Origin of the sequence: Tamaricihabitans halophyticus (assembly GCF_004340875.1) — a bacterium.
In the GTDB taxonomy this organism is placed as follows: domain Bacteria; phylum Actinomycetota; class Actinomycetes; order Mycobacteriales; family Pseudonocardiaceae; genus Tamaricihabitans; species Tamaricihabitans halophyticus.
Genome location: NZ_SLXQ01000001.1, coordinates 1,161,594 through 1,185,810, shown reverse-complemented (window position 1 = coordinate 1,185,810; position 24,217 = coordinate 1,161,594). Strand labels below are relative to the sequence as shown.

Here is a 24,217-nt window from a genome sequence, read left to right as displayed (position 1 = left end):
TAAAGATCTTTAGATCTTAAGTTCGCGAGGATGACAGGCTTGCGTAAGTGAGATGAAAGCGGTCCCCGGCAATCTCGTGGTCGTCAACTGGTCGGGGTCGTATCGCCGGGCCGATCTTGACCGTTCGGTTTCAGTCCGGCTCTTGGGGGATGTTGTGCGTTCTGGTGTCCGAAAGTCCGTGCTTGCCGCCGCGATCGCGGCCGTGAGCCTTGGCGCGTTTGGTGGAACGGCGGTTGCCGAGCCGGCCGCTAAGGCCAGCTGGCACTCGACCTACGCGTCCTGGGAAGACCCGAATGACAAGGGGGGCGTGTCTATCTACGAGCACGCCCGTAAGAACGGCACCGACGAGTACATCATGGGGCAGTTCCTTGCCTACGGCGAGAAACTGTCGATCTGGGACTATCACGACAATGACCGGTCCGCGATCGTCAAGGTGTGGGTCGGCGGCGGCGATCCCGCGGTCTACTACGGCAACGGTGACGGCACGCGGCGGAACATCGACCTGTCCCACGACGAGGGGCAGCGGGTCATGTTGCAAGCCTGCACGTCCGATTCGCCGAATGCCAAGTGCACGCCGAAGAAGGCAAAGGGGGTTAGTTGATCATGACAGGTAACCGGAAGGGGATGCGGAGGACGGCCGCGGCGCTGTCGGCACTGGGGGTCAGCGCCGCGTTCTTCGCCGCAGGTTCCGGGGTGGCGCAAGGTGCCGCGGCTTGGGAACCGTACAAGTGGGACAACCCCAACGACGGCGACAAGGGCGGTATCAGCGTGGGCGCGGGAACCTACCGCGTATCCGATAAGCAGGACTTCTACGAAGTGCTGTTCCGCGCGAAAGGCGAGGAGCTGGTCGTCAAGGACAGCACCCCGGACAAGAAGCGCGCCAAGGCGTATCTGAAAGTGGCGGGTAGTGGCACGTCCACCTTCACCAACCACTACACGGAGACCTACGATCTGAGCTTCTCGGAGAACAAGGACGTCCAGGTCAAGGTCTGCATTGAGGGCACGTCTACCTGCTCGGGGTGGTCACCGGTTGGTAAGACCTGATCGGTAACCGGCGCACCGGGAGGTCCACTGTGGTCAGCGAAGTAGCTCGACCACAGTGGACCTCTCTGGTCAGAGCTTGCGTAGCGCGGTACGCAGTTGGTCGATGGACTCGGCAATCCAGGGCAGCGCAACCGGATCGTCGCTGCGTAGCGCGGTCCAGCGCTGCTCCTCGGTTTCCCCATAGCACAGGCTGGTCGCTACCCGGAAGCGTGCCGCTGACGGGTCGTCGCCGAACGCGGTACCGGCGAGCACACCGATATCGTGCTCGTCCAGCAGTCGCCCAGCCAGCGCCTCCGCCCCGGACGTCTGGCCAGCGCTCAGATCCGGATACAGGTAGAACCCACCCTGCGGCGGCCGGCAGCTCGCGCCGACGGCGACGAACTCGGCGTAGCAGGCCCGCACCACCTGCTGGTGCAGCCGCACGCTCGCCGCGATATGCGCCCGGACCGGCTCCGGCTCGGACAGTACGTACTCCGCGACCGTCTGCATTGGACCGGGCAGGCAGGACCATACTTCACTGGCGATACCAACCAGTTTGTCCCGCAACGCTTGGCCAAACGGCGAATCGGGCAGCCGGGCGAAGCCAATCCGGTAGCCGCCGAGCGCCATCCCCTTGCTCAGCCCCGCGGTCACGATGGTGCGTTCGGGCAGTTCCAGCGCCGGGCTGTGTACCTCGTGTCCCTCGTGCGCGAGATCGCGGTAGATCTCATCGGAGACAACAGCCAGGCCGTACTGCTCAGCTATCTGGCAAACCTGGCGCACCAGTTCCGGCGGCGCGATAGTGCCGGTTGGATTGTCCGGTGTGGTCAGCAAGAGCACGCCGGGGCGTGCCCCCTCCGCCTGCGCGGCGCGCAGTGTTTCGGCAAGCGCGTCCGGATCGGGCAGACCGCCGGCCTGCGCAGCGATCGGTACCCCGTGCACCCGCTTACCGACCAGCGCGGCCTGCGCCGCGTAGCTCACCCACGCAGGCTTCGGCAGCACCAGATCGCCGTCCAGCGCCGCGAGCAGCGCGAACAACAGCGGCTTGCTACCGGGCGCCAGGATCAGCTGATCCGCCTCGGTGGGCAGGCCGCGGCGGGTGAAGTAGCCCGCGCCGGCCCTGCGGGCGTCCAACGCGCCGGTGACTGGCTCGTAGGAGTTCCGATCAACCGACCTGGCCAGCACATCCGCGACTTCCGGCAACACCGGTAGTCCAGCCTCGCCAAAGGCGAGGTGGAGCACGCGCTTGCCTGCCGCGCGGCGTTCTCGTAACTGTTCGTTGATGGCCAGTGTCGCGGACTGTTGGACCATTACCCACCTCTCACGCACTTTGATTTGCAGTCAATCGTATCAATGCAAGTTTAGTTGCGTCGATGGTCCGTTAGAGCGAGTTCTTGGCAGGTGTTCTTGTCGCGGCCGCATACAATGCCGCTCTGCGACTGATCTGGTTGGCGCGGAGAGGGGCCCAGAATGGCTGGTGCGGAACCAACCGCGCCGCGGAACTACGACGAGCTGTGCGAGCGATTAAGGGAGAAGCTGCCGCAGCTCGCGGCCGGTCGGCGGCGCATTGCCCAGCTGATCCTGACGGATCCGGAGGGCACCGCGTTTCGCAGCATCGCGGAGACGGCTCGGCTGGCGGAGGTGCACGAATCGTCGCTGGTGCGCTTTGCCACCTCGGTCGGCCTTTCCGGTTATCCGGCGCTCGTTGAGTTGTGCCGGGCACAGTTGGCCGAACAGGCGCAGCTGGTGCGCAGGTTCGAGCAGGCGCGCCAGCACGGCGACTCCACCGATCTACTCGCCGAGACCGTGGAATGCGATCAGCGTAACCTCGCGCGAACCTTTGGTCGGCTGGCCGAGCAGGACTGGGAACGAGTGGTCGGGTTGCTTGCCGACGCGCCCAATGTGCACGTGATCGGGCTGCGGAAATGCCACTCGGTGGCCTACCTGCTGAGTTATCTGCTGCGGTTGGTGCGGCCCAAGGTGTACCAGCTCGGCACGCAGCGCGCCGCGCTGGTCGACGAGCTGCGTGATCTCGCCGAGGGCGATGTGCTGGTCGCCGCCTCGATCCACCGCTACACCGCGGATACCGTGCGGGTACTCGCGCACGCGCAGCGCAGGGGGCTGCACACGGTGGCGCTGACGGATAGCGCGGCCTCGCCGCTTTCCAGCCACGCCGAAGTGACCTTGCGCGTCGAGACGGCCGGCACCGGCATCCTGCGCTCGCTGACCGCGTTCACCGCGCTGGTACAGGCGCTGGCGAACGCGGTCGCGGTCCGCGCTGGCGCGCGGAGCAGGGACAACCTGCGCACCGACGAAGCGCTACTGGACGAGTTCGGCGTCTATACCGACGAATAACTCCTGGTCGCGCTCCGTAACAGCGTTCTTTAAGGTTAGCGGGATCCTAGGCGGGGATGGCCGCTTCGATATCGGCGAGCATCCCGTCCACCCCGTCGAGCAGGTGGGTCAGCGCCTCCTCGTCCAGCACCAGCGGCGGCGAGATGGAGATGTTCGTGCCCCGCCGGTCGTCCGCGCGCAGCATTACCCCGGTCCGCCGGTATGCGGCCGGCAGCACCTCTTGCAGCACCCGCTTGGACTCGTCGGCGGTCAGCTCCCGGCCGCTGGCCGAGTTCGCGGTCAGCTCCACCGCGTAGAGCATCCCGGTACCGCGCACTTCGAGGACACAACGATGCGACTGGGCCAGCTGGGCCAGGCCTTCCTGCAACCGCCGTCCCATGGTCGCGGCGTTGTCCACAACCTTCTCGTCGCGCAGCGCGGTGAGGTTGGCTACCGCCGTCGCGGTGGACACCGGGTGGCCACCCCAGGTTGCCCCGTGGGTGAACGTACCGGCCTGCGGCGACTCGAACAGCTCTCCGACCAGCGATTCCCGGACGACCAGTCCACCGAGCGGGCTGTAGCTGGAGGTGATGCCCTTGGCCACGGTCATCATGTCCGGTTCACCGCCGACCAGCTCGCTGCCGAACCAACGACCCAGCCGCCCGAATCCGTTGATCACTTCATCGGCGACGAGCAGGATCCCGTACTTGTCGCAGATCCGGCGCAGTTCGCGCCAGTAACCGTCCGGTGGTACGAGCACCCCGCCGGCGTTCTGCACTGGTTCCGCGACCACGGCGGCGACCAGTTCCGGCCCCTCCTCGAGGATGGCCTGCTCGATGGCCCGGACACAGTCCAGCTCGGCGGCCGGCCCGCAGTCGCCGGTGTAGCCAAGCGTGTTCTGCACATGCCGGAAACCCTGCAACAGTGGCTCGAATGGCTCGCGCAGTTTGGCGACGCCGTTCACGGACAGCGCGCCGAACGTGGTGCCGTGGTAGGCGGACTCGCGGCTGATCACCTTGTACCGCTCGGGCTGGCCCTGGCTGCGGTGGTACTGCCTGGCGAACTTGACCGCGGTCTCGATCGCTTCCGAACCGGAGTTGACGAAGAACGTGGTGTTCAGCTCACCGGGGGTGAGCTCGGCGAGCAGCGTTGCCGCCTCGATCGCGGGGGCATGCGCGGTGCCCCAGTTCGTCGCATACGGGAGCAGCTCCATCTGCTTGCTGGCGGCGGCGACGATATCGGTGCGGCCGTGCCCGATGTTCACACTGAACAATCCGGCCAGCCCGTCCAGCAGTCGATTGCCGTCACTGTCGTAGAGGTAGCAACCCGAGCCGCGCACGAAGACCGGCAAATCATCCGACCACCACGCGTTCTTGGTGGTGAAATGCGGTCCAAGGTACTTCCGCGCATTGCTCCGCAGTGCCGCGCTGTCCATGCTTCGCCTCCTTCGGAAACGGGCTGTGCTTTCGACAATGGCAAGCATCTGGCCCCATGGGTAGTGCCAGTTCTGGTGAAATTGACAGGTCCAGGGAGGTGGGTATGCCACGAACGCTGGTGGAGATCGACCGGGAGTCCGGGGAGCCGCTTTACCGGCAGGTGCGTAATGCCGTTGAGCACGGCATCGCCGTCGGGTTCTACCCACCGGAGCAGCCCCTGCCCAGCTCGCGGGAGCTGGCCAAGGAACTTGGTGTCTCGCGGAACACGATCAACCTGGCGTATCAGGAGCTGATCGCCGAGGGCTACGTGGAAAGCCAGCAGCGCAGCGGGCTGTTCGTGAACCGGGAGATGCGCGCGCATACCGTCCGGCAGCGGAGCTCGCTGCCGAGCGCGCCGGGCGTGGACTGGACGAGCCGGATTCGCAGTTATCCGGACGCCGGGTTGCCGCATCTGGACAAGCGACCGGACTGGCACCGCTACCGTTACCCGTTTCCCGCAGGTCAGGTGGATGTGGCGGCCTTTCCGGTACGGGCATGGTCGCGCTGTCTCAGCGAGGCGCTGACCTACCCACATCGGTACGCCAGCCTGCAGGACAGCGTTGGCTCGGATGACCCGATGCTGGTGGACATGGTGTGCAAGCACCTGTTGCCGGCGCGGGGCATCGCCGCCACGCCGGAGGAAGTGCTGGTGACCGTCGGTTCGCAGCAGGGTCTGGATCTGCTCGCCCGCACGTTGCTGCGCCCTGGCCAGCTGGTCGGGGTGGAGGACCCTGGCTATCTGGACGCGCGGCATATCTTCCTGCGGGCCGGCGCGCGGGTCCATGGTTACCCGGTGGATTCGGCGGGGCTACGGCCGCCGGATTCGCTGCGCGGCGTGGATCTGCTCTATCTCACGCCGAGTCACCAGCATCCAACCAACGCGACGCTGCATATTGGCCGGCGCAGGGAGTTGGTGCGGTTAGCGGCCGAGGCCGGCACGATTCTGGTTGAGGACGATTACGACAGCGAGTTCCGGTATCAGGGCAGTCCCACCCCGGCGTTGAAGGCATTGGATACCGCGGGAGATGTGGTCTACGCCGGGACCTTCTCCAAGTTCCTCTCGCCTGGGCTGCGGCTTGGCTATCTGGCGGGGCCGGCTGAGCTGATCCGGGAACTGCGCACGGTACGGCGCTACGAGCACCGGCATCCAGCGGGGCAGCTACAGCGGGCGCTGGCGTTGTTGATCTCCTCGGGGGAGTACCGGCGGGCGCTGCGGCGGTACCGGAACCGGTTGCTGCGCAAGTGGACCTTGGCCTGTAGCGCGGCGCGGGAACACCTGCCGTGGACGCCGGGACCGTTGCCGCCGGGCGGGGTGAGCCTGTGGCTGATGGGGCCGCCGGAGTTGTCCGCCCAGCGGCTGATCGAGCTGGCTGACGAGCGGGATGTGCTGATCGAGCGAGGGGATATCTGCTACCTCGGCGACCCGCCGCAGGGCAGTCCTATTCGGATCGGGTTCGCGGCGACCCCGTTCGCGGCGATCGAGCCCGGCGTGCGCATCATCGGCGAACTCGCCCGCGAGCTCCTATAACCGCATTCTTTAGGGATCTTGCGAGGTTAGCGGGCGCGGTTGCGGATGACCGAGGCGAGCAGGCGCTTCTCGGCGCCCGCCGTGTAGCCGCGCCCGGCTCGTTTCGCGCGCAGTGCCAACTCAACCAGCGGCGCGAGTTTTCGGTCCGCGACGCGGAGTTTGCGTAGCTCGCTGGCCAGCTCTGGCGCCAGCTTGTCGGAATTGCGGGCGTGCAGCAGGCTGGCGAACTGCACGATCCGGCGCAGTTCGTATCCCGCGATATGGTCCAGCTCGCCACGTTTGGCCTTGCTGAGCCCATGTAGCCAGCGCTGCCCGCCAACTCCGATGGCCAGTGCCAACAGCGTTCGGATGCTGGGCAATCCGCGATCCAGCTGGGGCAACTGCCAACCGGTCACATTGGACCCGTGCTGGCGGTAGGAGTACTGCGGCTGGGCGACGAACGCGATCTTTCCTGCGGCCAGCGCGGTCGCGGCGATCCACTGGTCGTGGTAAGTCGCCTCGTTATCCGGCGGGAACGGCAGTACCCGCTCGCGCACCAGGCCTGGTCGAACCATGCTGGACGCGCCGGTCACCGTGTTCAACAGCAACATCGAAACCAGATCGTGGTACTGGTTGCGCTCCGGTGGCCAGGCCGATTCGCTGAGCACCGTGCCGTGCTCGTTGATCAACCGCATATCCGAATAGACCAGTTGTACGGCGGGGTCCTCGAACTCCTCGAGCAACCTTGCCAGCTTCCCGCTATCCCACACGTCGTCCTGATCGGACAGTGCAATGGCGTCGGCGTCCGCGGGTACCCGTTCCAGGGCGCGCTCGAAGTTCCGGTAGAAACCGACATTCTCGTTGCTTTCCACCAGGATGAACCGGTCGTCGCCTGCGGTCAGCTCGGCGAGGTTGCGCCGGCCAGCCGGGTTCGAACCGTCGTCGCAGAGGATGCACACCCAGTTGTCGTGGGTTTGCCCGCGCAGCGAATCCAGCTGCTCGGCCAGATAGGTCCGATCCGGGTTGTATGTGGCCATGCAGACCGCCACCCGCTGGCCGCTGCCCGGCCACCGCACGCTGAGCGGGCGCAGCGCCGCCTCGGGCAGCACTTCGACCGAGCCCAGCTCGCGCCGGATCCGCCGCCCGCCGTACAGCTCCACCTCAAGACCGAGGTCGAGCTTGCCCGGGCTGCTCCGCGCCGGCAGCGGGACCATCGCGTAGACACCGCAGTCCTGTTGCGCGTGCAGTCCGTCTTCGGCGAGATTCGCGGCCACATCCGGCCGGAGCCCACCGAGGTTCGCGGCACTCCGCTTACCGGCGACCAGGATCGTGACCGCGCGGACCCGGGCCGTGGCGTGTACGACCCAACCGGAAAGCTCGATCAGCTGGCCGCGTCCACAGTGGATCGGTTTGTCTGGTAGCGAGATTCCGTAGAAGAGCTCATCGCCCGCGCGCCGGTTGATCAGCCGGCGCAGACCGGGAATCCGGCGGGCGAGCGCCAGTTGCCGGTGCGCGGTCTGCAACGCGGACTTGCTGTTCCGCAACCGGTTATCCGCGTCGTCCAGCTGCTTGCTCGCCCGTTCGAGCTCGGCATCCTCGGCGGCACGTTCCTGCTGGAAATCCGTCAACTCGCCGAGCGCTAGGCCGAGCCGGGTGTCCAGTTCGGCTATCCGACCGCGTAGCCGCTCGTTCTCGGTGTCCCGTTCAGCGAGCAGTTTGGTTGCCTCGGCGTTACGGCGGCCGAGTTCGGCGTTCAGCTGCTCGGCATGTTCTCGCTCGTTGGTCAGCGCTTCGGTCAACTGGGCGATGGTTTCGCGCTGCCGGTCCCGTTCGGTCCGCAGTTCGGTCTCCGCCGCGCGGGCCGCGTGGACGAGCTCATCGACGCCACCGAGCAGATCCCACTGCCGTGGCCGACCGGCTTGGGCAGCGTTGTCCCGCAGTTGCGCGGCGGCTCGCGCGCGTGGCTTGCCGAGCACGAGTTTCTGCAGCGCGGCTTCCGCGTCCACCAGTTCCAGCCAGCGCTGGTCGGACAGCCCAGCAAGCCCGGCAAGCTCGTGCACCAGCTGGCGCGGAGTGAGTTCGGCGTGCCAGGGGTGTGGTTCGCCGGCAGCGTGCATTTCTCGGGCGAAATCCCAGAGGCCGCGCAGCAGCACCAGCTCGGCATCGACGCCGGTGCCGGCATGCCACTCCCGGTCGATCCTTACCAGCCCGCCGTCTGGTTGCCGGATCAGGTTGCCTGGGTGCACATCGAGGCAGTCGGCTGGCAACACGGGCACGTGCGCGTCGCCGGGCAGGTAGGGGTGGCGCAGGTCGCTGCCGCGTAGCTCCCGCGCGTCGGCCGTGCAGTGTGTTCGCCAGCTGCTGAGCAGTTCCCGCGCGGCGTCCAGATCGGGTTCGCGTAGTGCCGCCAGCAGGGCGGCGTCCAGGCTCTCGCCGGGCAGTACCGGCTCCCGCGCGATATGCCGCTGGCTGAGCCAGCCATCGGTGCTTTCCTCGCCGCGTACGGTATGCAGGTTGGCTTCGCCGGCATCGATTCGTAGCTCGCGGCGGCGCCGCCAGCGGGCGCGCCGGGCGTCCGTGACCAACCAGCCGAGTGCCGCGGAACTGGCCGCGCGCAGCGCATCCTCGTCGCGGGCGGCGAGTACCAGAAACGCCGGGGCGATCGCGGCGCCGAAACCCTCGGCTAGGGCGAGCCGATGCGCCTGGCGGGTGGGCACCGTGGCGTGCGTATCCCCGAAGGCGCCGAGCAACGGATCGCGAACCAACTTGTCGGCGATTTCCGGCCCATCGGGCCAATCGAGCAGGGCAGCATCCAGGATTGCCCTCGGCAGCTTGTAATCCGGGTAAGGCAATAGCCACCGCTGGGCGCCAAGCCCAGCATCAGTGAGCATTGTGGACAGTGTGTGCCTTGTCCAGGTTCGGGTGCTGCGACCCGGGTAGTCGACCGGGCCAAGCCACGGGCCGCCGTGGTGATCTTCCGGGCGGCCGAGCAGGTAACCAAGACCAAGCTGGTTTTCCACGGCAAGCGCGAGAACCCCGTGCTCGGTAAGGGAAGCCGCGACCTCGGCCAGCAACTCGCGCGGGCCAACCCCGTAAGTCGCGCTGTACTCCAACACCCCGCACAACAGCGCCAGATCGAACGTGCCATTCGTACGAAGGGGGTCCCCTTGTTTTTTACTGTACGGGGTGGGGGCGACAGGTTTCGCGGACTTGCCGGGCTTTGCCGCTACGGGTGGCGCGATCGTACGCAGCGCTTCCGGCAGTGCGCCCTGTTCGATGCGCACGTTGTCCAAGCCGCGACAGCGCAACTCGGCCGCTTTGGCCCGCGCCGGGACGCCCTCGACGCCGACGACCTGCGCGCCAAGGTCGCCGAGCGCCCTGGTCAGCGGGCCGCTGCCGCAGCCGACATCGAGTACCCGTAGACCGGCCGTGATGTTCAGCGGGGCGAGCAACGCGGCGCGCTGCGGCGCGAAGTGATACGCCAACGCCGGGCCGTCCCAACTGGCCTCGTGTAGCCGGGCGGCGCCAGCACGCGAATCGCCCGGCTCGGCCAGGATCCGGAGCACATCGGCTTCGGCACCGTCCGCGTAATCCATCGCCCAAGATTATCCCGCCGCGCGGATCGCCGCGCGCCTTGCCACCCGTGGACCGCGTGCGGCGCGGCCCACGGACGGCCAGCGTTACTTCGCGACGTTCTCCGCTGCGGAAATCGTGTAGGTCTGGAACTTGCCGATCAGTTCCTTGTCGTCATCGCCGATCGGTTCCTGCTCAACGAGCACCCGGATCACCCGGTCGTCCGCGGCGTAGACCAGCTGGTACGCGCCGCTCTTCGGGAACTGGCTCTGCTGCGTTACCTCAACCTCTTGCGGCAACCGCTCACCCTTGGAGCCATCGACCATCCCGGACTTCTTCGCCGTCTCATACAGCGACTGCGCCAACTTGTCCGCAGCCTGCTTGTCCGCGGTTTCGAACGCCATCGCCTGGTAGGTGAAGTCGCCGTCGGTGGATCCCTTGAACTGGATCTCCTTGACCCCGGCCTCTTCGAGCGCCGCGACCTCTTCCTGGTTGATCCGGCCCGACTGGCGCGCGTCCTGTGGTTTCAGCGTGCCGTTATCCGAATCGGCCTGGCCGGGTGGATCGGGCAGCACCTCGTTCAACGGCACCGGCTGTTCCTGGCTCTGGCTCGGCGAAGCCTGCCCGCCGCCCCCACCGCCGCCGCCTTCGCCGCCGTCACCCTGCAACACGAAGAACCACACGGCCAGCCCCGCCACCGCGAGCAGTACCACGGCGCCGGAAATCGCGAAGATCGTCTTGCCCTTTTTCGGCCGCGAATCCTCGTCAAAAACCTCGGGCCCCTGCTTCACCCAATCTGAAGTGGACCCTGGTGACATCAGCGGGATATCGCCGCCCCACGGCGGAGAATCATCGTCCTCGGTATGCCACGGCGCCTGGTGTTCGGGCTGGCTGTACCCCTGCCCAGGGTAACCCTGCGGACCGCCGTAGCCCTGTTGTCCCTGCGTGGGAAAGCCGCTCGGTGGCGAGCCGGGCCCCGGATGCCCCTGCTGCGCGGGAAATCCACCAGAAGGAGCGCCCGGCGCTGGGAATCCGGCCGGCGGGGAACCCGGCTGCTGGCCGTACGGCGGTAGTGGCTGCTGACCTGGCTGCACCGCCTGGGTGCGCTCCGGTTCGGCCCCGCCGCGCTGCCAACCCGGTGGAACCGCCTGGGTCCGCTCGGCAGCGTCATTGCCCTGCTGAGGTGGACCCGCCGGTGGCTGCTGACCAGGTGGTTGTTGTCCTGACGTCTCGGCGGCAGGGATCGCCGAGATGATCTGCGTCGAATCCGGCGCTGCGCCTCCCTGTGGAGCTTGTCCGGCCTGCGGGGGCTGCGCGGCCGGCTGACCAGGCGCCGGCTGGCCCTGCTGCCCGAACGGTGGCTGCCCGCCGTGTGGCGGCTGTCCCTGCGGTGGTTGTCCTTGGGGTGGTTGTCCTTGGGGTGGTTGTCCTTGGGGTGGTTGTCCCTGGGGCGGCTGGTTGGGGTGCGGTTGACCGCCGGGCTCCGCGGGCTGTTGCCCCTGCTCGCCGGGCGCCACCGCGGAGGAGAGCACCTGATCCCGTCGGACTCGGTAGTCGTCCGCCGCGATTCGCCCTGCGGCTAGCTCTTCATCCAGCTTCCGCAGTTCCTCCTGCCAGGTCACCCTGGCACCCCCTTTCGGGTCCGTAGCCGTACCCATCTTCGCAATACCGGTGAGCTATGTCCTGCCCGGAACACGCTGAGCTGTGCACCAATCGGGCGAGTTATGCACATTTTGCACGCAATCACGGCCATAGTGGTTATCGCGTGCTAAGTCGTAACTTATTCCCGCCCCACGATCGGGTTATCGGCGGCACCCGGATTAGCGTTGCGTGTCAGAACGACTCCCGGGCGCATTTTCATCCAATCGTGCCTGCAACTCCGCGACCTGCGCAACGACCTGGGTAAACGCGCTTTCTACGCCATCCAGCACGGAATTGAGCACGCGCCGATTGTGTGCGTCATAGTGATCGAGCGCACGTAGTACCGCTTTGCGCAACAACGGTGCGCCGGGGATCCGCGAAGGAGTGTCCGCTTCGGCGCGCCACCGCAGTGCCTCCCGCGCCGCCCGTAGCCGGGCAAGTGGCTCATCCAACTCGCCCGAAGTCGCTGGCTCCTCGGCCTCCTCCTGGGTAGCGGCCGCCGGCCCGCCGTTGGCCAACCAGTCGGCATGTGCCCTGGTCAGCTGCTCAGCCACCCAGTCGGCCGCGGCGTCCATGGACCGCGCCCGCAGCACCGTTTCCCTGGCGATCCGACCACGATCCGCCGCGGCAGCAGGATCGGCCGCCACCGCGCGCAGCGCCTCGGCCGCGGCGGTCACATCGGGTTCGGCCCACCTGGCCCGCGCGGGGTAGGGCGCCAGCCCGGGGCCGACCTCAACCATCGTGTGGCCAATCAACCACGCGGCGTCGCTCGGCACGAACTCGCTGGTCCCCGAGTAGTCCGTGCAGATCACCGGCAGGCCGTGCGCGATCGCCTCGGCCACGGTGAACCCGAAACCCTCACTGCGGTGCAGTGAGATGTAACAATCCGCGCCCGCGTACAGCTCGGCCAACTCGGCGGTGTCCAGGTACTGCTCCAAAAGAGTGATCCTGGGGTCCGCATGCGCCAGCGCCCGCAACCGTTCCGCCTCGGCGACGGCCCGATCGGCGTTGATCGTCTTGAGTACCAGCTCGGCCGGTTCGCCCTCGGGAAACGCCCGCTGAAACGCCTCGATGACCGCCCATGGGTTCTTGCGCTCGGCGATGCTGTTGTAGTCGAAAGCGAACAGGAATCGCGGTGGTTTTCCCGGCTCGCGCCGCTGATCGTCGACAGTGGACGCACGAACCGGGATGGGGAACACCCGCACCGGCTTGTCGGTGTGTTTCGCGATCGCCTGCCGGCAGAACTCGCTGATGGTCCAGACCTCGTCGACCAGATCGAAGGCGTGGTGCATGGACTCGGGGAACTCGTCCAGTTCCCAGGACCACACGCCGATCACGTACCTGTCACGCAGCGCCTCCGGGTACTGGTCGGCGACCTTCTCGGTCAGATCAGCGTTCACCGCGACCACGGTGACCCCGAAGCGCGGCGCACCCGCATCGGCCGGCACCTGGTGCCCAGCACGGTTGGCGATCAGCTGATCTTCCACGACGCTCGCGCTCGGTAGCTCGGCGCGGGTGATCGCGGTATGCAGCGTGCGGCCGAGCTCACCGACACCGAGTTCGGCGGTGAGATGCCCGAGCAGGTTGACCCCGAAGGCGGTATCCGGACTACGCGGCGCCTCGGGCTCACTCGGCGCCGCCCACTCGGCGAGCAGCCCATCGGCGACGGCGTTGTTCCGGCACCACTCCCGGAAACTCTCGGCGTCCCTCGTGGTCGGCAACGCGAAGGCCAGTTGAAGGTCCACCCTGGACTCGTAGAGCACCATCGCCCAGCGGTTCAACCCGGCACGCGACTGGGCATGCTCCGCGGGACTGGCAAGCCATTCGCGGAAATCCGCGCCACCATTGGCGAAAGCATGCGCCGGTGGCGGTACATCCGGCCAGTTCCGGTCCCGCTCAATCGTCTCGGTGTAGCGCTGCCAGGTGACCCGGAACAGGTTGCGCAACACCGGATCCAGCGGCGTGCCATCGGGCAGTTCATCCAACCAGGACGGAGCGGACTCGACCGGCCGGCCGGCAGCGCGCAGCGCCGTGCCGTAAGCATCGGCCACCGCATGCAGCGCCGGTAGCTCGGAGAGCAACGCGGACGGTCGCCGCTGGCAGTAGGTGGAAAGCAGGTACGGCGAATCCGGGTCGTAGCCAAGGAAATTCACCAGTCGCGGTTCGCTTTCCGCGCGCTGCGCGGCGTTCCAGCACGCGATATGCACCGACTCGTCCAGCCAGACATGCGCACCGTAACTCGGCAGGTAGCGGTCAAACCAGGTTTGCTCCGGCCACTGTGGGGAATCCGGCGCGGTCAACGTGAATCGCGTTGCCGCCAGCGCCCAGGCGGCAAGCAACTCGTCACCGCCCGCGCCGACCGCGACCAGTGCCGGGCTCAACTGTCCCGAACCAACCAACGCGGCCTCGTCGAACTCGGCGTAGTCGGCGGGAAGCCGCCGGGTGAAGTATGGGGTGACCACGATCCCGTGCCGGGCGGTCAGCTCGGGCAACTCGGGCAGGGCGGCGGCAACCCACATCCGCTGATCCAGGTAGCAGACCAGCTCAGCCTCGCCGCGCAGGTGACGTAGCAACAACGGCTTTACCGCGGACGTAAGCTCGGCCGGCCGGTAGCCGGTAGCCAGCCGCAGATACGTGTCGGTGTCCACGCCGAACTCGCCGGGCCCGAGAATCCGCACGCCGCCCGCAGTGCGCTCGGGGGTGCCCCGTGGCGCGTCCAGCACGGCGATTACGAACTCGTGATCCGGATGCGCGCGCAGGTAGCTGTCCGCGAGCACCCGCGCACGCGGGAGCTCGGCCTCGCGAGTAATGGTGCAACCCAGGTGCATGACACTCATAGTGTCATTGCCGGGTCGGGAACTTTTCCAGCACCGTGCCTATCATCTGCTCGAACTCCGTAGCGAGCGCCGATTCCTGCGCCGCGGGCATCTGGGCCAGACCCATCCGGACCGTGTAGTCCCCGGACTGGTAGACCACCCGGTAGGTATTGGACTGCTCGCTGAGCCGCTTCAGCACCCGCAGGTCGGGCTCCCGGGGAACCTCCGGTCCTGGCTCGAACCCGGTTCGGACCAGCTCGTCGTGCAGGGCCTGCGTGGTCTGCTTGGCGCCCGCGTCGTCCTCGTTCTCCGCGACCAGGATCGCGTAGCCGATCCCCTCGTTCGCCGACCCCCGATAGGTCACCCCGGACACGTTGTTCTCCTCGAGGATGGTCGCTTCCTCTTTGGTGTAGAGCCCGAGTTGTCGTCCTTTTTCGACGGTGACGGAGGAGTTGTTCTCGTTGGCCACGCCAGGCAGTGCCGGCATCAAACTGTCAAGCTCGTTCGCCGGGCCGGGGGCCTGCTGCTGGTTCGCCGCCACTTGATCGTTTGCGGCGGTCGGTTCCGCTGGGTCGCCGGAAAGCCAGATCCCGACCGCGACCAGGGCGAGCACCAGCCCGGCGGCCACTCCGCCATAGAGCAGCCGACCGCGCCGGTCGACGCGCGGTTTGCGCGTTAGCTCCGCATCGTCGGCGAGTGGCTTGCCGGCCGCCGATGGCATGGGAACCGGTGCCGGACCGGCCAGCGGAGGCAGCCCACCACCCGGCTGTGCTGGCGGTCCTGGGCTGGGTTGGCTGGGACTGGGCTGACCGGGACTGGGCTGACTGGGACTGACTGGTTCCGCCAGCTTGTCTCCCGGCGTAGGGACATGCGGGCGAGTCGGCGGATCGGCGTACGGGTCCGCGATCGGCGGCTGCAGCAGCGCCTGCGGAACCTTCGACGTGCGTGCCGGCGCGGACTCCGTTGGCCAGTCAGTAGCCGCGGTTTCCGGCCAATCAGTGGGGGCATCGGCCGGCCAGTCCGGTGCGCCAGGCTGGCCGCTCGCCGGCTGTGTGTGGCCAGTAGTGCTGTCGGCGCGGGGTTGCGCGCCGGGATTCGAACTGCGCCAGCGCAGCCGCTCATCCACGGACGCCGGCCGGTTCTTGGCCGGCGCGCTCGCCGAGGCCTCCGCGAGTAGTTCATCCCGCTGCTTGCGGTGATCATCCGCGCTGATCCGGCCGTGTGCCAGTTCGGTGTCCAACTGGCGCAGCTGCTCCTGCCAGCTCATCGCGATGCTCCAGGCTTTCCGTTTGGAGGATGTTCGGTTGGCGGGTGCCCTGGCGTTCCGGGTGGGTGACTGTCCCCAGCCGATGGCGCCACAGTAGGCCCATTGTGCCCGCCCATGCCGGCACGACGCTTGCTTTTCGCCAATTTTCGCCGCTGTTCCCAGCGACGATAGGCGTCCGCGGCCGGCTTCTCCACAAAGCGGTACGTCAATTCCGTACCCACCGCGATGGACAATAGCGCCACCAGTACCGCAAAGCCGAATCCGAGCACCGGAGTGAGCAGCGTGAGCACCGGAAACGCCAGCGGCACGTGTAGCAGGTAAATCACGTAGGTGCGGCTGGCGAACACCTTGACCCAGCGCGCGCGGGCGATCCGACCGTTGGCCTTGCTGCACAGCAGCAGCACCAACACCAGCAGCAGCAGGGTGCGCGCATAGCCTTCCCCGTTCGGGGTGTCCTCCCAGGTCAGCACCGCGCGCACGCCGAGCCAGAAAAACACGGCGCCGAGCGCGATGCCGGCGAGTGGGCTGAGCTTGCGCTTGCGGACCAGTGACACCAGCAGCCCGATGAAGGCGACGGGCAGGAACGTCGCGATCATGCGCAACTGGTGCATGCCGGTGCCGGTAATGGTGTGCGTATAGGAGAGCAGCAGCGAGATACCGCAAGCCGCGATCGCTGGCGGCAGCCACGGCCAGCGGCGTAGCAGCGGGATACACAGGGCGAGGAACGTCCAGAACACCACCTGGATGACCAGCGTCCAGGTCACGCCGAGCACCGATGCCGAATCCGCCAGGCTGAAGTTCAGCAGCAGCGCGTTTTTCCACAGATCGTTCGCGTCCGGATCCCCCGCCGCGCTGAGCAGTCCAGTTGTCACCAGCACCCAGGCGAACAACACCGCCACCCAGAGGGCGGGCAGCAGCCGCACTCCACGTCGGGCGAGGAACTGCCCTGGCCCTTCGGCGAACGCCACGTGGGTTACCACCACGCCGCTGATCAGTAGGAACGCGCCGACGCCGACAAAGCCGGCCAGCGCGTTCAGATGCAGCGGTCCGATGATGCCGCCCTCCACGGCGGCGGAGACCAGGAAGCCCTCGTCGTTCAACCGGGCCCAGTTCGCGATGTGGTTGTAGACCACGGCGATCGAGCAGATCACCCGCATCAGGTCCAGGCCGTGCATATAGTGACTGCCGCGCTCCACCCGCTCGCGCGCTGCTCGGCCGCGTTTTGTTGGAGCTTTCGCAGGACCGGTTTGCACACGTGGGACGGGCGAAGGGCGGATCACCGGTATCGGCGCGGTCGTTGTTTGGTCGGCGTCGGTGGTCAGCTCAGACCGGGTACTCATGCGATCGCCTCGCTCCCGCGAGACAGTGCCCAATCCCTTTGGCGCACGACATCCACGATTCGCTCGCAAGCTTCGCTCATGCCGGCTCCCACCGCCGTCCAACCGTCAACCACGCGAAGTACAACAACCAGTACAGCAACTCGGCCGCGATGACGAGACCAGCTGTGGCAAGCGCGATATTCAGCGGAAGGGGTAGCCCGGCCGCGTCCAGCCCGTTGAGCAGTGGCCAGCCGACCGGTCCGATCAGCAGCGCCAGCTGCCATACGCGGGTGCTGGCCCAGCGGATAGCCGGATTGGCCGCGAAGCTTGCCACGGTGCGACCCTGCATCAGCACCGTGACGGCGACAAGTAGTCCGGCGAAGGCCGCGGCAACCGGGTACCACCAGCCGGTCAGCGGTGGCAGCAGTGGTTCAGCGACCGCGATCAGCGCCCAACAGCCGCCGGCGTACAGCACGGCAAGCCATGCCGGCAACGCCCGGCCGCGGTTCAGGTAGATGACCTGGCCGACGATCACCATGGGGTACCAGGAGGCGAGTAGCGCGACCGCGCTGAGTGCATCGACCGCCGCGCCGGCCACGACCAGGGCTGCGGCGATGGCCAGTTGCAGTAGTGGAGACAGCCAGCGCAACCGGCGCGGCAACCAGTTCGTCGCGGCGGCCGCGAGAGTTCCGGCGCAGGCCAGCAGCACCAGCGAGCCAAGCGGCAGCAGCGCGGTCAGTTCCGGGATCAGCGGCCCCACCAGCAGGCCCGCGCCGACCAGTTCGGCAACGGGGCTCGCGCCCGCGTCCGGCTGGGTCCACACCGGCGCGCCGAGCGCCAGCAGGCCAGCCGCCAGCAGCGCGGCGATCGGTACCGGGGCGAGCAACCTGGCGAGCCGAGCGCCGGTTGAGTGCGCCGCGAGGTAGCCCGAGACGGCGAGCAGCAGCATGCTCGCGAAGCCGCCGAAATCCTCGCCCAACCCGAAAGGCTGGTTCACCCAGCGCCGCAGGACATCGACCAGGCCGAGGTAGCGATCGTGCTCAGTTATCCACAGCCCGATCAGATATGCATAACAGAGCAGCACCGCGGCCGCCGCGCGCAGCAACGTCACCGCGGGTTCTTGCGCTACCGGGCGAAGCCGGGGAACCGTTTCGGTCGCCGGAGGGGCCATCAGCGATCCGCGGGGAACTGCTTGGTCTGGGCGCGCAGAAGCTGGTAGAAGGCCTCGCCAACGGTGGAACCCTGCCGGCCGTAGGACTCCACCCTGAGCACATCGCGTCCGCGTACGTAGTGCGCGCGGTAGGCGGAGACACCGCGCTGATCAGCGGGATCAGCGATATGCCGGACCAGGACTCCGCCTTCCTGGGTCGAGCTCGGGTGATAGCCGCCCTTGTCGTAATGCTCGTCGAGCAGGTCCCGGACCCGCTCCGGTGAGCTGCTGTCGCGCACCGTGAATCGCCAGACCGCTCTGGTCAGGCCATGGTCGCGGGTGATGATCGTCTGGATCTGGGCGGTGCCGGCGCGCACCAGCAGGCGAAGTTCGGCTTCGGTGAGCGCCCCGCCGTCCAGAAACACCGGCGGCCGGCCGGTTTCGTCCTGTACGACCTTCCCCTGCGGGGTGACCAGCGGATCTGGTGGCGTGATCGGCTCGGGGCGGCGCGGGTCCAGATCAGGTTCGGTGACGTGGTACTCGGCCAGAATCGGGTCCGAACCATCACCCCAGGCCGCATAGCCACCCGCCGCGATACCCACCAGCAGGAGCAGCGTGCCGGCCACAGCTGCCCTTCGACCCATTCCCCGCACGCGCTCCATGGTGCTTGATACGCCAACCGCGCCGTATCACCTTGTGGCATTTGGTCCGGAGATTTTTCGGATTCTCGACCGATCTGCTGTGACAAAGCGCGCACGCCGCCATAAACTAAAGTTCTAAAGTCCATTGGAATATTGGTGTCAACCAGGCTCAAGGAGGGGGCGTATGTCTGGTCAATCCAAAGACACACCGGTATGGATCTGCCCGACCTGTGGCAACCATTACGCCGCGGCCGAAACGCCGCCGTCCAGCTGTGTGCTGTGTACGGATGAGCGGCAGTGGGTGCCGCCAACCGGGCAGCGCTGGACCACCATGGCGGAGCTGGCCGAAGCCGGCTATCGGACCGAGGTGCGGCAGGTGGAGCCCGGCCTGTTCGGCATCGGGCTGACCGAGCCGCTCGGCGTTGGTCAGCGCGGCATGCTGGTGTGCACCCCGCAGGGCAATGTGCTCTGGGATCCGCCCGGCTACCTCGACGACAAGGTGCTCGAAGAACTGCGCGCGCTCGGTGGGGTGCATACGGTCAGCGCCAGCCACCCGCATATGTATGGCGCCATCGTGGACTACAGCCACGCCTTCGACGCGCCAATCCTGCTGCCCGAGGCGGACGCGCACTGGTTGAACCGGCCGGACCCCTCGGTACGTACCTGGTCCGGCGTCGCCGAGGTCGTGCCCGGCGTGACGCTCGTGCAGTGCGGCGGGCATTTCCCCGGCAGCGCCGCACTGCACTGGGCGGACGGCGCGGACGGGCAAGGCGTGCTGCTTGTCGGCGATACGTTGCTGGTCACCCCCGGGGAGGATCGGGTGACCTTCATGTGGAGCGCGCCGAACCGACTTCCGTTGCCGGAACGCGAGGTGCGACAGGTCGTGCGGGCGCTGCGGCCGTACCGGTTCGACCGGATCTATGCGGGCTGGTGGGATCCGGTGCTGCGGTCGGGCGCCAACCACGTGGTTGAGCGCAGCGCGGAGCGCTACATCCAGTTCCTGCGCGGCGATGTGGCGCTCGGCTGATGGGTGCGTTCACCGAGCAGCCGATCTACGCGCAGCTGGCGCGAATGGGCAAGGCGTTGAGCAACCCGGCCCGGTTGCGCCTGCTTCATCTGCTCGAGCAGCGGGAACAGACCGTGGAGGAGCTGGCAGGGCGTGCTGGGGTCGGGCTGAAGAACACCTCGGCGCAGTTGCAGCAGTTGCGCGCGGCGAATCTGGTCGCGGTGCGCAGGGACGGCACCCGGATGTACTACCGGTTGGCCGATCCGGAGATCTCGCGATTCCTTGGCGTGTTCGAGGAATTCGCCGAAGGGCGGCTGGCGGACCTACGCGATGCGGTGGCCGCGCACCTCGGTGATCCGGCCGAACTCTGGCCGGTCAGTGTGGCCGAGTTGAAGCGCCGGCTGGACGATCCGGGGACCCTGCTGCTGGATGTGCGCTCCGCGGCGGACTACGCGGACGGGCATGTGCCCGGCGCGGTCTCGGTACCGTTCGAGCAGCTGGCGGATCGGCTAGCCGAACTGCCGACGGGCGGCAAGGTGATCGCCTACTGCCAGGGGCCGTACTGCGTGGTTTCCCCGAAAGCGGTGCGGCTACTTCGCGACTTCGGCTACTCGGCACGACCGTTGGCCGGCGGCTTCACCGCCTGGCAGCGCAGCATGGTAACCGGATAGTTGCCTCCCGAGCGCGTCGCGGCGCAACCAGGGGATCGCCTACGGCGTTAGCAAGGTGTGCAGCTGCGCAAGTGGGACGCGGTCGTCGCGGCGGTCCTCGCCGGGGTCGTCGTGTTGCTCGCGGTATGGCTGCTGCCCTCGAATGAGGAGTCGCCGCCCGGTGGTGAGCTGCCCGCACCTGAGCCGGTTTTGCCGGAACTAACCGGCGCGCTGCTCGTCAAGATCGACAACGTTGGTGAAGCCATGCCGCAGCGTGGTCTGGCTGCCGCCGACACCGTGTATGTGGAACCGGTCGAGGGTGGGCTGACCCGCCTTGCCGCGGTGTTCACCGGCGAGCTGCCGAATGTCGTCGGTCCGGTGCGCAGCGCACGGGAAACCGACGTGCAGCTGTTCGCCGGATACGACCGGCCGGTGTTCGCCTATTCCGGGGCAGCGCCGGAACTCGCGGGGCTGCTCCGGAGTTCGTCGTTGGTGCTCGCCGGGCCGAGCCAGTCACCTGGCGCGTACTTCCGCGCGGCAGGCAGGCCAGCTCCGCATAACTTGTTCCTGCGCCCCGGTTCGTTACCCGAACGGAAGGGTGACTCGCCGGCTTGGCAGCGAGGTTCCGCGCCGGAAGGGGGACGTGAGGTGGCTACGGATGCGGTCGACTATCCGGCGGCGCGCTACGCGTTTCGCTGGTTGCCGGATGCGGGGCACTGGTCGATTAACCGCAACGGGCAGGCACAGGCGCGCGCGGCGAACGTGATCGTGCAACGGGTGCCGGTGCGCACCGGGCTGGTTCGCCGGGACGGGGCGGCGAGCACTTCGCCGGTGGCGACCACGGTGGGGTCCGGGGCGGCGGTGGTGCTGCGGGACGGCAAGCGCTATCCGGCCCGCTGGGAGCGGGCGAGGCCGGTGGATGCCACCCGGTTCACGACGGACTCCGGCGAGGCGTTGCCACTCGCCCCTGGACCGGTATGGGTGTTGCTCGTGCCTCGGTGACGTTCGGATCGTGGGCAGCGGGCGCGCGCGGTCGTAGAGTGGTGGTATGGCGTTTATTTCGGCGTTCGGGCGAGACAAGACCACGATGGTTGCTGCCGAGCAGGCGCTGCCGGGGCGTGCGGAACCGGTGGCGGTGCCGCAGTGGCACGCGGTGCACTCCGACCGGCGGATCGTGCCGCCGTTTCCGGAAGGTAGCGCGCGCGCCGTGTTCGGCATGGGCTGTTTCTGGGGTGCCGAACGGTTGTTCTGGCAGCTGCCCGAGGTCTATTCCACGGCGGTCGGCTACGCGGGTGGGTTCACGCCGAATCCGACGTACGAGGAAGTATGCACCGGGCGAACCGGGCACGCCGAGGTGGTGCTCGTGGTGTTCGACCCCGCGAAAGTGTCCTATGCGGAGTTGTTGCGGGTGTTCTGGGAAGGACACGACCCGACGCAGGGAATGCGGCAGGGTAACGATGTTGGCTCGCAGTACCGGTCCGCTGTGTACGTGACCGACGAGGCACAGCGTGCCGCCGCGGAGTCGGCGCGGGATACCTACGCGGCGCGGCTGCGCGACGCCGGGCACGGCGAGATCACCACCGAGATCACCGAACTTGGCGAGTTCTTCTACGCCGAGGACTACCACCAGCAGTACTTGCACAAGGTGCCGAACGGCTACTGCGGCATCGGCGGCACCGGCGTGAGCTGCCCAATCGGTCTCGGCGTGCAGTAACACCGGGGTTCACGACGGCCCGATCACTGTTTGATCCCGGCGTTCTTCGGAGCCTCGAAGGGCGGGTTACTGTCCGACTCGTGGTTTCTCCATCGGAAGACGTTGCGCCGGCGGTTGCCGACGTGTTGGGCGCCGGCGGGCTGTATCGAGATCCGTTGTGGCGAGTGGACGTCGAGCTGAGCAGTCTCGAACAGGAGCTGTTGCGGTCGTGGTGGGTGCGGCGGCTCGGGCTCATCGCCCACGCTGGCGCGGCATCGATCGCCACAACCCAGTCCTACACGCGGCTGGAACACTCGCTTGGCCTGCTGGCGTTGACCGCGCATTTCGCCCCGAACGACCACACCGCCAGGGCGGCGGCCCTGCTGCATGACGTCGGACATCTACCGCTGAGCCACACCTTCGAAGGCGTGTCCGGATTGGACCATCACCAGCTTGGCGCGCAACGCATCGCCGACTTTGCCGCGCTGCTGGCCGACCACGGCCTCGACCACGAGGACGTTATTGCCTTCGAAACCGGTGAACGCGCCTCGGTGCTGCGCGGCGGGCCGGGTGCGCTCAAGTTGGATCACTTCGAATCGCTGGTGCGTAGCGGTCGAGCCCACGGCCGCACCCGGCGGGCGCCGCCGCACACACTGGCTCGCATCGAGCTGATCGACGGCGCGGTGAGCACTGATCGGGACACCGGCCAGTACCTTGCCGAGCTTGTCGCCGGTGAGGCCCGCTGGCTGTGCTCCACGATCAACGCCGTGCCCAACGGTGTGGTGCGACACCTCGCTGCGATGCTGCTCGCCGACGCCACGGCGGCACGGCGCGGTGAGATCGCGGCCATGGCCGATGACGAGTTCTGGGCGCTGCTGCTCACCGATCCGACCACCGCCGCCGCGGCCCGCGCGCTGCGGCGCGATCCGGCCTGGCCGACCGCCGAGCTGGACGCCACATCTGACGGCATCGGCTACACCGTCGACCGCCTCTACCTCGATATGCCGCTTGTCGAAGGGCGCCCGCTGGCCGCCACTCACCCCGCCTTCGCCGAACTGCCCGCGATGCCATGGGGCTGCCGAATCCTGCCGCCGCAGCAGCGGATGTCAGCCAACTTGGTTGGCAAACCGGAAGGCGTGACGTCCCCGTGACCGCAAGATTCCTCAAGATTGCGGTTAGGCGGAGAACGGCCATATGACCGCCGCGCTTGGTAGCGTGGCGGCGACGACGCTGACCAAAGAAGGTAACTGATGTCGCAGAATCTGGACGAGTTCGCTGGGAACAGCGCGGCCGATGCCGATCAGGCGCGGATCGACGCCGAGGACTGTGGCCGGCTCATCGAGGTGGCTCGCACCGAGAAAGGCTGGTCCCGCACCCATCTCGCGGAAACCGCTGGCGTACCCGAAACCGAGGTCATCGCGTTCGAAGAAGGGCGAACGAGCCCGGTCGAGCCGATGCTGTCCACTTTGCTACAGGCGATGGGCCATATCTGATCTTCACGCCGCGCAGCGGGCAGAACCGGTACCGGTGCGCTCCGTAATAAGCCTGTCCTCAAGCAACACTCGGCAGGTGATTTCCGCATTCTCCCGGACATCACCAATGAGTCCGAACTGGGTGTTCGTGAAATCATTGGTGTGCAGCGAAACGGACCACGGCGCGGACACATTGTCGCGCTGCTGGACCTCGCCGTCCGCGTCCCGGTAACTCACCGCCGTGATCCGCGGAACGTCAGTGATCAACTCATAGGTCACGGTAAAACCCTCGTCGGCGGCGGCCTGGGTGAGCCGTTCGTTCAGTTCCGCACTCATCGTGACCGCATTGAACGGTGCGGAGCTACGGATCAGAATGCTGAACACGATGCCAACCACGCACAGACCCACGCTGAGCAGCGCAAGGACCCGTTCGGCGCCGAACGCGGCGATGATCCCCAGCACGATCCCCAGCCCGGCGACGATCACCGGCCAGATCCACAGGGAAAGCAGTGGTGCCCCTACCGCGCCGACCATTCCACAGGCGAACGCGGCCCAGGCGAATGCCGTGAAGATCGCCGCAGGGTCCCGGTGCGGATGCTCAGCGCGCGCAGAAGCTGGCATCACTACTCCCGATTCGTCGCGAGTTGGGA

Annotated in this window: 20 protein-coding genes; 10 read left to right on the top strand and 10 right to left on the bottom strand. The window is 67.3% G+C overall.

Translation table 11 applies throughout. The features are described from left to right. The first annotated feature begins 154 nt into the window (after positions 1-154). Entirely contained in the window at positions 155-601 is a 447-nt protein-coding gene (locus EV191_RS05675) for a hypothetical protein (protein WP_132875698.1), read from the top strand. Positions 602-603: 2 nt separating this feature from the next. Next, positions 604-1,044 (top strand): hypothetical protein, encoded by a 441-nt coding sequence (locus EV191_RS05670; RefSeq protein ID WP_132875697.1) that lies wholly within the window; start codon positions 604-606, stop codon positions 1,042-1,044. A gap of 69 nt (positions 1,045-1,113) precedes the next feature. On the opposite strand, the gene EV191_RS05665 is transcribed toward EV191_RS05670, so the two are convergent. Then, the gene (locus EV191_RS05665) at positions 1,114-2,334 is read right to left on the bottom strand and encodes a pyridoxal phosphate-dependent aminotransferase (RefSeq protein WP_132875696.1); all 1,221 of its coding nucleotides are present in this window, start codon (positions 2,332-2,334) and stop codon (positions 1,114-1,116) included. 159 nt (positions 2,335-2,493) lie between these two features. On the opposite strand from EV191_RS05665, the gene EV191_RS05660 reads away from it, so the two are divergent. Further along, complete coding sequence (locus EV191_RS05660) at positions 2,494-3,378, top strand: MurR/RpiR family transcriptional regulator (RefSeq protein ID WP_132875695.1); 885 nt, start codon at positions 2,494-2,496, stop codon at positions 3,376-3,378. A gap of 46 nt (positions 3,379-3,424) precedes the next feature. Here the strand turns inward: EV191_RS05660 and EV191_RS05655 are convergent, their stop codons facing one another. Next, positions 3,425-4,792: an aminotransferase class III-fold pyridoxal phosphate-dependent enzyme gene (locus EV191_RS05655; RefSeq protein WP_132875694.1), complete on the bottom strand. Its 1,368-nt coding sequence runs from the start codon at positions 4,790-4,792 to the stop codon at positions 3,425-3,427. A 104-nt stretch (positions 4,793-4,896) separates the two neighbouring features. Between EV191_RS05655 and pdxR the strand changes: the two genes are divergently transcribed. Continuing rightward, complete coding sequence (pdxR, locus tag EV191_RS05650) at positions 4,897-6,360, top strand: MocR-like pyridoxine biosynthesis transcription factor PdxR (RefSeq protein WP_132875693.1); 1,464 nt, start codon at positions 4,897-4,899, stop codon at positions 6,358-6,360. Positions 6,361-6,386: 26 nt separating this feature from the next. Here pdxR and EV191_RS05645 read toward each other — a convergent pair whose 3' ends face one another. From EV191_RS05645 to EV191_RS05615, 7 genes are all read right to left on the bottom strand, one after another. Beyond that, positions 6,387-9,935, bottom strand: a complete 3,549-nt coding sequence (locus EV191_RS05645) for a glycosyltransferase (protein ID WP_132875692.1) — start codon at positions 9,933-9,935, stop codon at positions 6,387-6,389. 84 nt (positions 9,936-10,019) lie between these two features. After that, the gene (locus EV191_RS05640; protein ID WP_132875691.1) at positions 10,020-11,534 is read right to left on the bottom strand and encodes a hypothetical protein; all 1,515 of its coding nucleotides are present in this window, start codon (positions 11,532-11,534) and stop codon (positions 10,020-10,022) included. A 198-nt stretch (positions 11,535-11,732) separates the two neighbouring features. After that, a complete protein-coding gene (locus EV191_RS05635) occupies positions 11,733-14,381 on the bottom strand; it encodes a glycosyltransferase (RefSeq protein WP_165912830.1) in 2,649 nt (882 codons plus the stop codon). A 13-nt stretch (positions 14,382-14,394) separates the two neighbouring features. Then, the gene (locus EV191_RS05630) at positions 14,395-15,636 is read right to left on the bottom strand and encodes a hypothetical protein (protein WP_132875689.1); all 1,242 of its coding nucleotides are present in this window, start codon (positions 15,634-15,636) and stop codon (positions 14,395-14,397) included. Then, positions 15,633-16,832, bottom strand: a complete 1,200-nt coding sequence (locus tag EV191_RS05625) for an acyltransferase family protein (protein WP_165912829.1) — start codon at positions 16,830-16,832, stop codon at positions 15,633-15,635. The genes EV191_RS05630 and EV191_RS05625 overlap by 4 nt, the downstream gene beginning before the upstream one ends. A 220-nt stretch (positions 16,833-17,052) precedes the next feature. Continuing rightward, positions 17,053-18,126: a hypothetical protein gene (locus EV191_RS05620; RefSeq protein ID WP_132875687.1), complete on the bottom strand. Its 1,074-nt coding sequence runs from the start codon at positions 18,124-18,126 to the stop codon at positions 17,053-17,055. Continuing rightward, positions 18,126-18,749 carry a hypothetical protein gene (locus EV191_RS05615; protein WP_132875686.1) on the bottom strand — a complete coding sequence of 208 codons (624 nt, stop codon included), beginning with the start codon at positions 18,747-18,749 and terminating at the stop codon, positions 18,126-18,128. Before EV191_RS05615 ends, EV191_RS05620 begins: the two co-directional genes overlap by 1 nt. 181 nt (positions 18,750-18,930) lie before the next feature. On the opposite strand from EV191_RS05615, the gene EV191_RS05610 reads away from it, so the two are divergent. The 6 genes from EV191_RS05610 to EV191_RS05585 all read left to right on the top strand — a co-directional run bounded on the left by EV191_RS05610 (position 18,931) and on the right by EV191_RS05585 (position 23,588). Then, positions 18,931-19,773, top strand: coding sequence for an MBL fold metallo-hydrolase (locus EV191_RS05610; RefSeq protein WP_132875685.1), 843 nt, complete (start codon positions 18,931-18,933; stop codon positions 19,771-19,773). Beyond that, the gene (locus tag EV191_RS05605) at positions 19,773-20,423 is read left to right on the top strand and encodes an ArsR/SmtB family transcription factor (protein WP_132875684.1); all 651 of its coding nucleotides are present in this window, start codon (positions 19,773-19,775) and stop codon (positions 20,421-20,423) included. The genes EV191_RS05610 and EV191_RS05605 overlap by 1 nt, the downstream gene beginning before the upstream one ends. A 57-nt stretch (positions 20,424-20,480) precedes the next feature. Next, positions 20,481-21,404 carry a DUF3048 domain-containing protein gene (locus EV191_RS05600; RefSeq protein ID WP_132875683.1) on the top strand — a complete coding sequence of 308 codons (924 nt, stop codon included), beginning with the start codon at positions 20,481-20,483 and terminating at the stop codon, positions 21,402-21,404. A gap of 55 nt (positions 21,405-21,459) precedes the next feature. Then, on the top strand, positions 21,460-22,116 hold the full coding sequence (msrA, locus tag EV191_RS05595; RefSeq protein WP_132876169.1) for a peptide-methionine (S)-S-oxide reductase MsrA: 657 nt from the start codon (positions 21,460-21,462) through the stop codon (positions 22,114-22,116). 80 nt (positions 22,117-22,196) lie between these two features. Further along, a complete protein-coding gene (locus EV191_RS05590; protein ID WP_165912828.1) occupies positions 22,197-23,246 on the top strand; it encodes an HD domain-containing protein in 1,050 nt (349 codons plus the stop codon). A gap of 99 nt (positions 23,247-23,345) precedes the next feature. Further along, positions 23,346-23,588: a helix-turn-helix domain-containing protein gene (locus EV191_RS05585; RefSeq protein WP_132875681.1), complete on the top strand. Its 243-nt coding sequence runs from the start codon at positions 23,346-23,348 to the stop codon at positions 23,586-23,588. Between the two features lie 3 nt (positions 23,589-23,591). Here the strand turns inward: EV191_RS05585 and EV191_RS05580 are convergent, their stop codons facing one another. Next, entirely contained in the window at positions 23,592-24,188 is a 597-nt protein-coding gene (locus tag EV191_RS05580; protein WP_132875680.1) for an MmpS family transport accessory protein, read from the bottom strand. Between the last annotated feature and the right edge of the window lie 29 nt (positions 24,189-24,217).